The following is a 12,332-nucleotide window of genomic DNA, read 5'->3' as shown; positions in this document are numbered from 1 at the left end:
CTCTCCTCAGATACAACGAGAGGGTGATTCATGGGCATTGAAAGCATTCTGGTATTCCTGATCGTCGGCGCGGTTGCAGGCTGGCTTGCCGGTTTGATCGTCAGCGGAGGCGGCTTCGGTCTGCTCGGGAATATCGTGATCGGCATCGTCGGCGCCTTCATCGCCGGCCTTCTCTTCCCGGCCATCGGGATCAGCATCGGCACCGGCATCTTTTCTGCCATTATTCACTCGACGATCGGGGCCGTGATCCTTTTGGTGCTGATTCGCGTCGTCAAACAAGCCTGATCCGCGTTACCCCCATACGGTCCGCGCCAAACGCGGACCGGCCATCGCAAGCCAACGAGCGGAGGCGAAAATGACCGAACTCTACGCGGAAAAGATCGAGGACGCACTCAAGTCCTACATCGCGGACCACCCCGGCACCCTGACGCGCGAACAGGCGATCTCCACCATCCTCGAAACCTGGTTCGCAAGCAACGGCTACCTGCCGTCGCAGCAGGAAGGGATGCGTCCCGAAGATCTCGATGCTTCGAACGACGACTGAAATGTGCCGCGCCTGAACGGCGGTTTTTAGCCCTGTGCGGCGCCGACGCAAATTTGATCCAAACTACAGATTGGCCGAAATGAGCCTCGCTTCCGTCAAACAGTTCTTTTCCCGGTACGCACCGGACATCGACGTCATCGAGCTGGAGCAGAGCACCGCCACCGTGGCGCTCGCGGCAGAGGGCCATGGCGTCGAACCGGCGCAGATAGCCAAGACGCTCGCGCTCCGGGTCGGCGACGAAATCATCCTGATCGTCACGCGCGGCGATGCGCGCCTCGACAACAAGAAATACAAGGCGCGGTTTGGAACCAAGGCGCGCATGCTCGGCTTCGACGAGGTCGAGGCGGAAACGGGCCATCCGGTCGGCGGGGTCTGCCCCTTCGGGCTCGCCAAGCCCCACAGCATCTATTGTGACGAGTCTCTCAAGGCTTTCGACGTGGTCGTGCCCGCAGCTGGTGCGACCAACGCCGCCGTCCATATCAGCCCGGAGCGGATGGCCGAGCTGACCGGCGCGAAATGGATCGACGTCTCGGCGGTGTAACGTCTACATGCCGCGGCACGCAGTGGTCTTGGGCAGCGGCCTTGGAATGGCCACATAGTTTAACTGAATGCTGACAACTCCCCCACCCCGCGAAGCAGGCCGATGAGTCGGAATGCCACGCGCTGTCAGATCTGGAGCGGTACGGAGAATGAAATCACGCGCATGCGCCCTCGCCCTCGCCACATTGGCGGCATGCCCAACGCAAGCGATGGACCGGTCCCTCGTCCGGCAATTCGAGAAGCTCGATCCCCAGACGCGGCTGGAGCAGCGTTGCGATACGGAAGCGATGGAGCGGATCGGCGCCGACAAGAACCGGTTCAAACCGGACAAGGTCATCGCCTATACCTTCGCCGATCCCGTCATGAAAGGCGACAGGATGAAGGCGACGGGCGCGGTATTCCGAAGCAAGGGCGACTGGTACAAACTGGCATTCAGGTGCAAGACGGATTCCGAGCACCTTGAGGTGCTGTCCTTCGAATACAAGATCGGAGAACGTGTGCCGCGGGAGAACTGGGACCAGCTCTATCTTTATCCCTAGGAGAGCCGCACAGTCATCGCGATCTAGACGATCGCCATCAGGAACACCAGGGACCCGAGCGACAGTGCGGCGATGATGCTCATCAGCACCTTCATCATGTGTTCCGTCATTTCGTACATCCTACCCAGCTCCTCAGGAAGACGAATGCCGCACCTGCGCCGGATCGACGGGCCAGCCGGCCCGTGATCATCGGCGTCAAGAATTTTGTAAGAAATTGGTTAACAAATCACCTTCATTGGCGTGATCCGGCTTGCTCCGGCCCACGACCCGCATTGTCGAGCGATTAACGCAAGACCCCGCCTGACTTCGAACCGCCCTGCGACTGCCCGGCTCCCGGGCCGCCCTGCGACACGCCGCCGCCATGCGAGCTACCGGGATTTGTTCCGTCCGGTCCGTTGCCGTAGCCATTGTTGCCCTTCGGGCCGCCACCGCCGCCGCCACCCGACTTGGCAATTGCATTCGATGTAAGGCTGGTCGAAAGCAGCATGGTGACTGCGGGGGGCGTCACCACCGCGAAGCGCCCGCAATTCTTCAGAAATTCACGTCGGTCTTCGTCGCTGCGCGACGGCAGTCCGTTTGGCATTTCGGAACTCATGGACGCCTCCCCCTGTTCGTTGACTATTTCGCCGAATTTACAGTAAAATTGCGCTGGTAAATAGTGTTACATTTGGGTGCTTTCCGCCATATATAATATTATATAATCAATTATAATTAGCCATATATAGCTACAAAGATTTATTCTGGTGTACACTCAAGACCGTTACAGGAAATCGGCACCCTTCAGCCATCAATATCCACTCTAGATCTTTCCGGACGGTCTCGACCGAAAGATGCGTCGGAGCTCGCGGATTTTCCGCTTGGCCTCCTGGCGCCGCGACGGGTATGACTCACCGCCGTACCGGTCCCAGGACGGGTAGTGGGCGATCTCGGTCAAGAGCGTGAAAACGGTGAAGGGGACGAAGAGATAATCCCTTTCAAGCTGGACGCGTCTGCGTTGCAATTGAAGCCGCGGCAGCTTCCCGACGGACAAACCGGACGCCCCACCTATCCCGAACAGCATGTCGGCTGTCAGAATCTGCGTCTCGACCGCATGTCTTTCGTACCCCCTGGCGAAAAGCGACATCAACTGCGCCCAGTCGACGCTGTCCGAGGCTGCGAGCTTCGACAGATCGAGAAGGTGCCGTAGATCGATCAGGCCGCGCCAGTAGTCGCCATCCTGGAACTGATCATGCAAGATCAGGAAGACGATCTGGGCAAAGGGCGACGGAATGCGAACGTCTCCCCCATCAAGGGCGATCCTGCGGCTGTGCCCATACAGCCATTCGATATCGCTGAAGGAGGCCGGCCCTTTAGGCCGGCATTGAAGATCGATGCTCCCTGCATCCGTCGGCCGCTCCAGGACTGCGGGCAGATGGAATTTGGGGTTTCCCGGCCATGAGCCGCTGCCGGCGGCAAGGCGGATCTCGTAACCGATGTCCTGCAGTGCTCCAATCGATGAAGCCATGTCGGCGGGGCGGACGAGAATGTCGAGGTCGGTCAGCATCCGCGCGCCGATCTCGTCCGGCTTCTGTGCTACCAGGATTGCCGCACCCTTCATGAGGACCGGCTCCACGCCGATGCGGGCGAGGCATTGGACCGCCTCGGTCAGTTGCGCCAACAGTCTCCTGTTGCGCTCCGCGTTCCTGTCGTAAATCAGAGAGAGGTAGCGACGGACATCCTCGGGCACGTCCACCGCATATTTCCTCGCCGCGAGAGCGAGCGAGGATACCGTCAGGCTATCATTCGCAAGCGCGATGACGTGCTCCCAGTCCACGTCAGCCGGAGGGTTGCCGTTGAGGCAGGATGTGAGCGCAAGAAGGTTTCGATAGCTACGTCCCGTCATGGTGCCTGCTCAGTATTTCTACGGCCTCGTCCAGCCGCATATAGGAAAGCTCTACGGCACTGGCGCCGCGAATGGCGTTCAGCAGGGCGTCGAACTGCGACAGATCGAGGCGCCGTGTCGGCGTAAAGGCGCCGAGAAAGAGTTCCGACAGAACCCGCGCCGGTTCGACCGCGGCAAGCTCCGTCCGGCCTTTGCGCCGGCGCAGCAGCACGATGGTGCCAAGCGGTACTGCATCGTCAGACGCAAAGGGGATCGACGCGAGGTAGCGGACATATCGATTGTCGAGGCGGCGATGAACCGGCGCCGCTTCGATCGTGCCGCGCAGGCCTTCGAGGAGACCCCATGAGCCGCGCTTCAGAGCAGGGGCGAAGGGAACGCCCCGCAGCAGGCCGTCCGGCCTCATCAGCGCGATATCGTCGCCGCCGCAGGCAAAGCCTGCTTCGAGGAGCGCGAGCGCGAGCGTCGACTTGCCCGCGCCCGGCGCGCCGCAAATCAGAAGCCCCTTCCCGCTCTTCACCAGGAGCGCGGCATGAAGCGCGACCGTCGTGCCGAGGCTTGCAAGCACATCCTCCGTCAGCAACGCTTTCAGCGCCGGCACCGCTTCGTTGGCCGCGACGATCATGCCGGGGGAACGGTTGCGGCTGACGCACACGCGGTTGCCGAACTTCGCCACCGCATAGGAGACCGAAGGCTTCAGGCCCTCTGACGCCTGATGATCGAATACGGGCAGGATGAGATCGAGGAGGCCTCTATCGTGATATGCTATCGAGACGGCGGCTCCATGCATGTCCAGCACATGCGTGTGTATCGGCTCCCCGTCCTCGGCGTCGAAGGCAATCTCCAGCAGACCCTCGCGGGACATATAAAGGAGATAATCCCGCACCGATTTTCGCGCTTCGGCCCGGCCGGCGCCGCGTGCCACGAGATCGGCCTCTAGCCGGCGCTGCGACATGGGTTCGCCGAGAAGGCAGGTGAGATACGCGGTAAGGTCGTCAACCTCAAAAATCTGCTGCGACGCTTCGACGAAAATCGTCTTGCGCTGTCCGAGCAGAAAAAATCGTGCCCCGTCGGAGACGCGGAATTTCATTCCAACCCCCTCGCGCTGCCGCGTGCCTCGGCATGTTTTCGTATTTGTGGTCGAAAATTCGCGATCCCGCCAGCCCCGACGCGGCGGCCACGGCAGAGGATTCAATGGGATACTGCTAAAGATACATCGTTCGGCAGCGAAAATAAGCAGCTCGAGTTAAGGCCGCGGATGAAGTGCCGTGGCCTCGGGCTGTCCGCGCGCATCGGAAGGCTCAAGGAGCTTCTTAAAAAACTCAATGATTTGAAAGTAAAATGGTGCCCGGAGGCGGATTTGAACCACCGACACGCGGATTTTCAATCCGCTGCTCTACCAACTGAGCTATCCGGGCATCCTGCCTTGACGGCGGCAGTCTCCTTCGGGAAACCGCTGGGGCGTGTCGTTCGCCCCGGAAGCGAGCGGGGTTATAACATCTTGTTCGGCCGTGTCCAGCACCAAATGACTCTTTTTCGAAGGAATTTAGCTGGCTGCGGAAAGGTGGAGAAAGTCAAAGGAATTCAGAGGGATCGCCGGCGTCCACGAATTCCCCGAGGGGCGCTTCGAAATAACCGATGTTCGGGTGGAGCGAAGAATTACCGTTCGTCGCCGTCGTCGGCCTTCGACTCGTCGTCGGCGACCGGGATCGCGTAGGAACCGGACAGCCAGCGATTGAGATCGACGTTACGGCACCGCTCGGAACAAAAGGGATAATGCTCGCGCACGGACGGGCGTCCGCACTCCGCGCAGGGACGCGTTGCGCGCAGGGGTTCTACGTTCGACCCGTTTTTCTTGCCTTCGCCGCGCATCCTCTCAGCCTTCCAGCCAACGATCGTGCACGTCGTACCCTTCGCCGACGAGGAGATTGACGGTCTCATAGAGCGGCAAGCCTACCACATTGGTGTAGGAGCCGACCAGCTTCACGACGAAACCTCCGGCAATTCCCTGGATACCATATCCGCCGGCCTTGCCGCGCCACTGGCCGGAAGCGAGATAGCTCTCGATGTCGAGCGTGGAAAGGCGCTTGAAGCGCACCTTGGTGTCGATCACCTTCTGGCGAAGCGTGCGGTCGGGCGTGACGAGGCAGATGCCCGTATAGACGCGGTGGCTGCGGCCCGACAGAAGATGCAATGCGCTCGACGCCTCGCTCACCAGTTCCGGCTTCGGCAGGATACGGCGGCCGACGCAAACGACGGTGTCGGCTGCGAGAATGTAGCTGCCGTCCCAGGCCGGGTCGCCGGTAATCGCAGAAAGCGCCGCCTTCGCCTTTTCAGCCGAGAGCCGCCGCGCAAGCGAGCGAGGGTGTTCCGAACGCTTCGGCGTTTCGTCCAGGTCCATCGGCATGAGGCGCGCGGGCTCGATTCCCGCCTGCGCCAGGAGCTCGACACGACGCGGCGATCCGGACGCCAGTATCAGTTTCTTGGTCACTGCCATCGATGCGAGCCGTTATTCCCGGAGTTTGCGCCATGCTCGTGCATATCGCTGCCCAAAATCGCTCAGCACTTTTGGGCGACGTGCATTCGGCCGGGGCCTACTTGAAGCGGTAGGTGATGCGACCCTTCGTCAGGTCATAGGGCGTCATCTCGACGAGGACCTTGTCGCCGGCCAGAACGCGGATACGGTTCTTGCGCATGCGGCCCGCCGTGTGGGCGATGATCTCGTGCTCGTTTTCAAGCTTCACGCGAAACGTCGCGTTGGGAAGCAATTCGGTGACCACGCCCGGAAATTCTAGGACTTCTTCTTTCGCCATGCAGGACTGTTCTTTCTCGTGCTCAATAGCGGACGCAACAGGCATCCTCGAAAAGTTGCCGGAAACTACACAATCGCCGCGGCTTTGTGAACCGCTTTGATCAGGCTTTTTCGGGTACCCGATCATCGCGCATCGAATTGCGGCGCGAGGATCGGAATCATGCCGCCGGAGGACTGCCTTTCTGGGGGCTTTCCACGGCGAGACGGCTTGCGATCAGCGTCGCCAGATGATCGCGCACCGCCCGGTAGGCGGCCACGATCTGCTCCCGTGTGCCGGTCGCAACGGTCGGGTCGGGTGTCGGCCAGTATACCACATCCACGGCCATGGATCGGGTCAATTCAAGGGCCATGTGGTGGGCTTCCGGCGCCAGCGTCACGATGAGGTCGAAGTAATCGTCTTCGAGCTCTTCGAGCGTGCGCGGCTGATGCCGGCCGATCGTCAGCCCGACCTCTTCGAGGACCACGTCTACGAAGGGATCCCGCTCGCCCTGCCGGACGCCGGCGGAGGCGACGTAGGTCCCCTTCGGAAGCGCCACGCGGGCGAGCGCCTCGGCCATCGGCGAACGGATGGCGTTCATGCCGCACATGAAAAGAACCGAGCGGGGCGCTTTCGATTGCGGCGTGGCGGTCGCGATCATCTCCGCCTCCCCGTCAGCCGCGCCAGTAGAGCACGCAGACGAGCGTGAAGAGCCGGCGCGCCGTATCGAAATCCAGCCTGATCTTGCCCGCGAGCCGGTCCATCAGAGTCTGAGAACCCTCGTTGTGGATGCCGCGCCGCCCCATGTCGATCGCCTCGATCTGGCTCGGCGTCGCCGACCGGATCGCCTGGTAATAGCTTTCGCAGATCATGAAGTAGTCCTTCACGATACGGCGAAAGGGCGTGAGCGAGAGGATGTGGGTGGCGACCTCGGTACCGCCATCCGTCGAAATCCGGAAGACCAGCTTCGCGTCGACCAGCGACAGGTTGAGCCGATAGGGGCCGCCGGAATGCCCGACGGGTTCGAACAGATTATCTTCGAGCAGGTCGAAGATCGCAACCGCGCGCTCATGCTCCACATCCGGCGTCGAGCGGCCGATCGTCTCGTCCAGCACGACATCGCAGAGCCGCAGGTTGCGATCGGCCTTCATCCCTCTTCCCCGAGGTTGAGGCGGATGGCAACCGATCGGGCATGGGCCTCGAGGCCTTCCGATCTTGCCAGCGCGATCGCGGCGGGCCCGAGAATGCGCAACTGATCCGGGCCGAGCCGCAGGATCGATGTTCGCTTCACATAGTCGAGCACGCCGAGGCCCGAGGAGAACCGCGCCGAACGCGCCGTCGGCAGCACGTGGTTGGAACCGCCCACATAGTCGCCGATGACTTCGGGCGTGTGCCTGCCGATGAAGATCGCACCGGCATTGCGGATCGCAGGAACCATCGCGTCCGGATCGGCCGTCGCCAGTTCGAGATGCTCCGGGGCGATGCGGTTGGCGAGCGGCACGGCCTTGTCGAAATCCGGAACCAGGATCACGGCGCCGAAATCGCGCCAGCTGGCTGCCGCCGTGTCGGCGCGCGGCAGCGTCTTCAACTGACGCTCCACCGCCTTTTCGACCGCATCGCCGAAGGCCGCATCGTCGGTGATCAGGATCGCCTGCGCGCCGGCGTCGTGCTCGGCCTGGGCGAGCAGGTCCGCGGCGATCCAATCCGGATCGTTGTCGCGGTCCGCGATCACCAGCACTTCCGACGGCCCGGCGATCATGTCGATGCCGACCGTGCCGAAAACCTGCCGCTTGGCGGCCGCAACATAGGCATTCCCAGGGCCGACGATCTTCGCAACCGGTTCGATCGTCTCGGTGCCGTAGGCGAGCGCGGCCACGGCCTGCGCGCCGCCAATGCGGTAGATCTCCTCCACACCGGCAAGGCGGGCGGCTGCGAGCACCGCCGGATTGATCGCCCCGCCGCTGGCCGGCACGACCATGACGATGCGCGGCACGCCTGCGACCTTGGCCGGCAGAGCGTTCATCAGAACCGAGCTCGGATAACTCGCCGTGCCGCCGGGCACATAGAGACCGACTGCGTCGATCGGCGTCCAGCGCGAGCCGAGGCCGACGCCCATCTGGTCTTCGTAAATGTCGTCCTTCGGCAATTGCCGCCGGTGATGCGCCTCGATGCGGGTCGCCGCGACTTTCAAAGCACCGAGCACTTCCGGAGCAACCGCGTGGATCGCCGCATCTATTTCCGCCGACGTCACCGCCATGCCCGTGACCGTGAAGTCGATCCCGTCAAAACGCGTGGAATAATCGGCGAGCGCCGCATCTCCGCGGGCGCGGACATCATCGATGATGGTGCGCACGACGGCGTTGACGTCTTCGGAAACTTCCCGTTTCGTCGTCAGGAACGCGGCGAAATCGCGCTCGAAGCTCGTATCGAGATAGTTCAGCCTGATTGCCAATGCGATGATCCTTTTGGTGGTTGCCGGCGGGGACGCTCAAGCGGGAGTTCTCAAACCGGCGTCCTCAGGCGCCCTCGGGGTGGCGCGGCTTGAACGCCGTCTCCCAGGCGCCGCCGGTATCGGCAAGCTGCACCTCGATGCACTCCACATCGAGCGCGATCGACGCCTCGCCCGCGAGCACGAGCTCGATCGTGCCTTCCGGCCCCTCCTCCTTGACGTCGAAGCGCAGGGCGAGAAGGTCGAGCACCGCTTCCATGTCGGTGCGATCGAAGCCGAGCGACCGCACGGCACTGACGCATTTGAACAGAAGGACGGCACGGCGCCGCTCGAAGCTGCGGCGCTTGCCCTCCGCCTTTTCCCAGGCGAAGCGGTTGACCACCAGGGTGAACTGCCGGCGCCGGGCGTCGTAGGCGATGCCCGCTACCTTGAAGACTGCGTCCTGCACATGGGCGGAGACGACGCCAAGGTCTTCCTCGTCGAGTGCCAGCAGTTTCAAAGCATCCATGCGATTCATCCCGTCCGTTCTCATGCCCCGCATTTTAGCGGGTGATCGTCAAGGACATAGGACGTTGCGCCCGAAACCGCAACGGCTCCAGCGCGGGAAGTGACCGAAAGCGCCACAGCGGCGTTGCGCACCTGATCGGACGCGCCGAGCCGGATCAGTCGCTGACGCGCTCGACATGGGCGCCGCAGCGCGTGAGCTTCTCTTCGAGGCGCTCGAAGCCGCGGTCGAGATGGTAAACGCGCGAGACCATGGTCTCGCCCTCGGCCGCCAGGCCCGCGATGACGAGCGAAACGGAGGCCCTGAGGTCCGTCGCCATGACCGGCGCGCCCTTCAGCCGCGACACGCCCTCGACCTTGGCCGTCTGGCCGGAGAGCGAGATCTTGGCGCCGAGCCGCGCCAGCTCCTGCACATGCATGAAGCGGTTTTCGAAGATCGTCTCGGTAATGTGGGAAACGCCGCTCGACCGGGTCATCAATCCCATGAACTGCGCCTGGAGGTCGGTGGGGAAGCCGGGGAACGGATCGGTGACGATGTCGACCGGCTTGATGCCGGCGCCGTTGCGGACGATGCGGATGCCGTTGTTCGTCTCGCTGATCTCGGCGCCGGCGCGACGGATCGCCTCGAGCGCCGTGTCCAGGAGGCTCGCCTCGGTGTCCTCGAGAATGACGTCGCCGCCTGCCATGGCGACGGCCATGGCATAGGTTCCCGTCTCGATGCGATCGGGCAGCACGCGGTGACGGGCGCCCGAGAGCGAGCGCACGCCCTCGATGGTGACGGTGCTCGTCCCCTGCCCGCTGATCTTCGCGCCCATGGCGTTCAGGCATTTGGCAAGATCGACGACTTCGGGCTCGCGTGCGGCATTGCCGAGCACGGTCGTGCCGTTGGCCAGCGTTGCCGCCATCATCAGCACATGCGTCGCGCCGACGGAAACCTTCGGGAACACGTAGCGCGCACCGATGAGCCCGCCTGCCGGTGCGGTGGCGTTGACGTAGCCGCCATCGATCTCGATATTGGCGCCAAGTGCTGCCAGCCCCTCGATGAAGAGATCGACCGGACGCGTTCCGATGGCGCAGCCGCCCGGCAGAGACACCCGCGCCTTGCCTTCGCGGGCGAGAAGCGGCCCGATGACCCAGAAGCTCGCGCGCATTTTCGAGACGAGTTCATAAGGCGCCGTCGTCGAAACGATGTTGCGGCTGGTGAAATGAACCGTGCGGGCATAGCTCTCGCCCTGGCGCTCGCGCCGGCCATTGACGGAAATGTCGGCACCATGATTGCCCAGGATGCGGATCAATTGCTCGACATCGGCCAGATGCGGGACGTTTTCGAGCGTCAGCGTGTCGTCGGTCAGGAGCGACGCGATCATCAGCGGCAAGGCGGCGTTCTTCGCGCCGGAGATGGGGATCACCCCGTGGAGTTCGTTTCCGCCTACAATCCTGATACGATCCATGAGACCTCTCGAACGGGCGCTGCCCGCCTTTCTGGAAAATCGATGCCGATCCGGCATTGTTGAAGGGCGTCTCTTTAGTGGAGATGCGGTGAAATTAGAAGTGCCTTGAAAGGCGGGGGTGCAGGGAAAGCGTGGACCCGGACGGCCCCGCCTGCCGCCGGTTGCAGGACCTAATCTTCCGATTCGTCCGTTTTTGCGGCAGGCAGTCCGGATGTCTCGTCCGCAGCACCCGCCCGGCGCGCACGCATCTGCTGCTTGCGCCGCTGGAGATTGTCGCGAAGGTTCTTCGCCAGACGCAGCCGCCTCGCCTCGGCCTCGCTCGAATGCCCTGCGCCCTTCGCCCGCCCCGGCGCATGCTTATTGTTATCGTCGCTCTGCATGGCCCATCCATTACCGCAAAACCAGGATCTTCGGAAGCGGCAAGCCGGCCGGAGGAGACGAAATCGGGGAAAACCGCGAAGCTGCTTCCAAGCCGGTCCGTGCCGCAACAGGCCGCAATGGAAGAGCTTGAGCGCCCAGGACCGTGTGAGCCCGCCACCTTCCCGGCGCAGCCCGCCCAAAAACTTCGAAATGCGGCTTGCGCTCTCCCTCAAGCTATGGCAATAGGCCCCTCGCCTGATGCGGCTCTTCACGAAGCGCCGCCGGATGCTGCTATAGCTCAGGGGTAGAGCACTCCCTTGGTAAGGGAGAGGCCGAGAGTTCAAATCTCTCTAGCAGCACCATCATCCCCCCCGGAAAACACTCATTTTTGAGCTTTAAGCTTGCCGGCGAAGCCGGGATGGGGACGGGCGGCATCCCGCCGCGTCCCCATCGGAGCTACTTCACTTCGGTGACGGTCAGCTTGCCGTCGACGCGTTCGGCAACGAATTCGATCTGATCGCCTTCCTTCAGCTTCGACAGCAGGGCTTCGTCCTTGACCCTGAAGACCATCGTCATGGCAGGCATTTCGAGAGCCTTCAGGTCCTCATGCTTCAGCGTGACCTTCTTCGCTTTGGCATCGACCTTCTTGACGGTACCTTTGGTGAAGTCGCCGGCGATGGCGCCGTAGGCAGTGCCGAGAGCGAGGACGAAGGCCAGCGTGAACTTGACAGTCGTTTTCATGTGAGACCCTTTCCTGAGGATTTATTTCCGCGCGACGGTCACGTCGCCGTGCATACCCGCGTCGTAGTGACTCGGCACTAGGCACGCGATCTTGAAAGCGCCGGCATTGGTGAATTTCCAGACGATCTCGCCGGACTTTCCGGGGGCGAGACGGATCGCGTTCGTATCCTCGTGCTCCATGTCGGGGAATTTCTCCATCGCCGCCTTGTGCTCCATGATCTTGTCCTGCTGGTCGAGGACGAATTCATGCTCGATCTCGCCGGCGTTCTTGATCGTGAAGCGGACGGTCTCACCCTGGCGGACCCGAAATTCCGACGGCGCGAAGATCATCTGGCCGTCATCCGTCTCCTTCATGGTGATCCGGATCGTCCGGGTGACGTCCGCCTTTTTGCCCGGCCACCCGACGGCCATGACTTCGTCATGACGGCCCTCGTGGCTGCCGGACGCGAGCGCCGGGGGAGCGAGCGCAGCGACAAGGAGTCCGAAGATTGCAGCTTTCATCGCATTGTCCTTTGGTTGGTTGAAGATCGTCATGC

The 12,332-nt window shown here is 62.4% G+C and carries 18 protein-coding genes and 2 tRNA genes; 5 read left to right on the top strand and 15 right to left on the bottom strand.

Features of this window, described 5'->3' with window-relative positions; all coding sequences use genetic code 11:
* The first annotated feature begins 30 nt into the window (after positions 1-30).
* The 4 genes from BHD07_RS04875 (at position 31) to BHD07_RS04860 (ending at position 1,623) form a co-directional block, all read left to right on the top strand.
* The gene (locus BHD07_RS04875; protein WP_004435988.1) at positions 31-285 is read left to right on the top strand and encodes a GlsB/YeaQ/YmgE family stress response membrane protein; all 255 of its coding nucleotides are present in this window, start codon (positions 31-33) and stop codon (positions 283-285) included.
* 70 nt (positions 286-355) lie between these two features.
* Positions 356-544: a hypothetical protein gene (locus tag BHD07_RS04870; protein WP_018094191.1), complete on the top strand. Its 189-nt coding sequence runs from the start codon at positions 356-358 to the stop codon at positions 542-544.
* A gap of 79 nt (positions 545-623) precedes the next feature.
* Positions 624-1,085 carry a YbaK/EbsC family protein gene (locus BHD07_RS04865; protein ID WP_100669625.1) on the top strand — a complete coding sequence of 154 codons (462 nt, stop codon included), beginning with the start codon at positions 624-626 and terminating at the stop codon, positions 1,083-1,085.
* Between the two features lie 148 nt (positions 1,086-1,233).
* Positions 1,234-1,623, top strand: coding sequence for a DUF930 domain-containing protein (locus BHD07_RS04860; protein WP_018094189.1), 390 nt, complete (start codon positions 1,234-1,236; stop codon positions 1,621-1,623).
* Between the two features lie 283 nt (positions 1,624-1,906).
* Here BHD07_RS04860 and BHD07_RS04855 read toward each other — a convergent pair whose 3' ends face one another.
* From BHD07_RS04855 to BHD07_RS04795, 13 genes are all read right to left on the bottom strand, one after another.
* Positions 1,907-2,218 (bottom strand): hypothetical protein, encoded by a 312-nt coding sequence (locus BHD07_RS04855; RefSeq protein ID WP_100669626.1) that lies wholly within the window; start codon positions 2,216-2,218, stop codon positions 1,907-1,909.
* Positions 2,219-2,422: 204 nt separating this feature from the next.
* Positions 2,423-3,505, bottom strand: a complete 1,083-nt coding sequence (locus tag BHD07_RS04850) for a nucleotidyltransferase family protein (protein ID WP_100669627.1) — start codon at positions 3,503-3,505, stop codon at positions 2,423-2,425.
* On the bottom strand, positions 3,492-4,592 hold the full coding sequence (locus BHD07_RS04845) for a serine kinase (protein ID WP_338278105.1): 1,101 nt from the start codon (positions 4,590-4,592) through the stop codon (positions 3,492-3,494). The genes BHD07_RS04850 and BHD07_RS04845 overlap by 14 nt, the downstream gene beginning before the upstream one ends.
* A 252-nt stretch (positions 4,593-4,844) precedes the next feature.
* Positions 4,845-4,920 (bottom strand) — tRNA-Phe (locus BHD07_RS04840).
* Between the two features lie 241 nt (positions 4,921-5,161).
* Entirely contained in the window at positions 5,162-5,374 is a 213-nt protein-coding gene (yacG, locus tag BHD07_RS04835; RefSeq protein ID WP_018094182.1) for a DNA gyrase inhibitor YacG, read from the bottom strand.
* Between the two features lie 4 nt (positions 5,375-5,378).
* Positions 5,379-5,999 (bottom strand): Maf-like protein, encoded by a 621-nt coding sequence (locus tag BHD07_RS04830; RefSeq protein WP_004435951.1) that lies wholly within the window; start codon positions 5,997-5,999, stop codon positions 5,379-5,381.
* Between the two features lie 97 nt (positions 6,000-6,096).
* Positions 6,097-6,315 (bottom strand): translation initiation factor IF-1, encoded by a 219-nt coding sequence (gene infA / locus BHD07_RS04825; RefSeq protein ID WP_004435948.1) that lies wholly within the window; start codon positions 6,313-6,315, stop codon positions 6,097-6,099.
* A gap of 157 nt (positions 6,316-6,472) precedes the next feature.
* Entirely contained in the window at positions 6,473-6,952 is a 480-nt protein-coding gene (locus tag BHD07_RS04820) for an arsenate-mycothiol transferase ArsC (protein WP_100669629.1), read from the bottom strand.
* A 13-nt stretch (positions 6,953-6,965) separates the two neighbouring features.
* Complete coding sequence (locus BHD07_RS04815) at positions 6,966-7,442, bottom strand: UPF0262 family protein (RefSeq protein ID WP_100669630.1); 477 nt, start codon at positions 7,440-7,442, stop codon at positions 6,966-6,968.
* Positions 7,439-8,743, bottom strand: coding sequence for a histidinol dehydrogenase (hisD, locus tag BHD07_RS04810; RefSeq protein WP_018094177.1), 1,305 nt, complete (start codon positions 8,741-8,743; stop codon positions 7,439-7,441). The genes BHD07_RS04815 and hisD overlap by 4 nt, the downstream gene beginning before the upstream one ends.
* A 64-nt stretch (positions 8,744-8,807) precedes the next feature.
* Positions 8,808-9,248 (bottom strand): DUF2948 family protein, encoded by a 441-nt coding sequence (locus BHD07_RS04805; RefSeq protein WP_338278087.1) that lies wholly within the window; start codon positions 9,246-9,248, stop codon positions 8,808-8,810.
* Between the two features lie 154 nt (positions 9,249-9,402).
* The gene (gene murA / locus BHD07_RS04800; RefSeq protein WP_018094175.1) at positions 9,403-10,695 is read right to left on the bottom strand and encodes a UDP-N-acetylglucosamine 1-carboxyvinyltransferase; all 1,293 of its coding nucleotides are present in this window, start codon (positions 10,693-10,695) and stop codon (positions 9,403-9,405) included.
* A gap of 170 nt (positions 10,696-10,865) precedes the next feature.
* The gene (locus tag BHD07_RS04795; protein ID WP_100669631.1) at positions 10,866-11,075 is read right to left on the bottom strand and encodes a hypothetical protein; all 210 of its coding nucleotides are present in this window, start codon (positions 11,073-11,075) and stop codon (positions 10,866-10,868) included.
* A gap of 267 nt (positions 11,076-11,342) precedes the next feature.
* Here BHD07_RS04795 and BHD07_RS04790 point away from each other — a divergent pair.
* A tRNA-Thr gene (locus tag BHD07_RS04790) sits at positions 11,343-11,417 on the top strand.
* A gap of 94 nt (positions 11,418-11,511) precedes the next feature.
* Here BHD07_RS04790 and BHD07_RS04785 read toward each other — a convergent pair.
* Positions 11,512-11,796: a copper-binding protein gene (locus BHD07_RS04785; RefSeq protein WP_100669632.1), complete on the bottom strand. Its 285-nt coding sequence runs from the start codon at positions 11,794-11,796 to the stop codon at positions 11,512-11,514.
* A 21-nt stretch (positions 11,797-11,817) separates the two neighbouring features.
* Complete coding sequence (locus BHD07_RS04780; RefSeq protein WP_338278078.1) at positions 11,818-12,297, bottom strand: cupredoxin domain-containing protein; 480 nt, start codon at positions 12,295-12,297, stop codon at positions 11,818-11,820.
* Positions 12,298-12,332: the final 35 nt, after the last annotated feature.

Origin of the sequence: Sinorhizobium sp. KGO-5 (assembly GCF_036245905.1) — a bacterium.
Taxonomy (GTDB): Bacteria; Pseudomonadota; Alphaproteobacteria; order Rhizobiales; family Rhizobiaceae; genus Sinorhizobium; species Sinorhizobium meliloti_A.
Note: the sequence above shows the minus strand (reverse complement) of the source record. Positions and strands in the feature narration are given on the sequence as shown.